The 674-nt window shown below is 70.5% G+C and carries 1 protein-coding gene; it reads left to right on the top strand.

Going from position 1 to position 674, the window contains the following annotated elements; translation table 11 throughout:
* Window positions 1-373 precede the first annotated feature (373 nt).
* Window positions 374-571 (top strand): hypothetical protein, encoded by a 198-nt coding sequence (locus KUM32_RS36205; protein ID WP_176162683.1) that lies wholly within the window; start codon window positions 374-376, stop codon window positions 569-571.
* Window positions 572-674: the final 103 nt, after the last annotated feature.

The following is a 674-nucleotide window of genomic DNA, read 5'->3' as shown; positions in this document are numbered from 1 at the left end:
GGGGCCCTGTCTGCCGAGTCCTGACCTCTTGGGGGCGGGCGGGGACCGCGCGAGCATCCCGACCTTCCGGTCGGGCAGCGCGTGGCCAGTGATCACCCGAGGTCCCGAGCGGAGGGACCCGTGATGAACCAGCGACATACCTAGGGCGCCTGCTGGCTGGACCGGCCGCGGGCGGCCCGCCTGAGTCACTTCGTGGAACTCCCGTCCCGCGCTCTGGCGCGGAGGGGCGGGAGTTCCACAGCGCGCATCCCTGTGATGCCCAGACGCTCCCGGGCCGCTGAGGCGGTGCCCGGGAGCGGTGGGGACTGCCGGGAGACCCCCCGTCCAACCGAACTCCGGATCTGAACCAACCCCATCCACGAGAGGGCCCAGCATGTTCGGCAAGAACAAGCAGAAGACCACCGTGACCACTCCCACCGCACAGCCCAGCGACCAGTACCGCCTCAAGGCCACAGGCCGACGAGTCACCCTCCTGGAGCGCCTCAGCGACGGGGACGTCCGTATCGCCATGGACAGCGGCCACGTCTGCAGGGACGACATCGTCAGCGCCAGCGACATCACCCCCGCCTGACCCGACATTCCACCGATCACGGCGCGCGGCCCCGGGGCGCATCCCGGGGCCGCTGTGCTGGGCCTGTCCCCGAGGAGGACAACCACATGCACACGACCCATAG

This window comes from Streptomyces sp. AC627_RSS907 (assembly GCF_019049165.1).
Note: the sequence above shows the minus strand (reverse complement) of the source record. Positions and strands in the feature narration are given on the sequence as shown.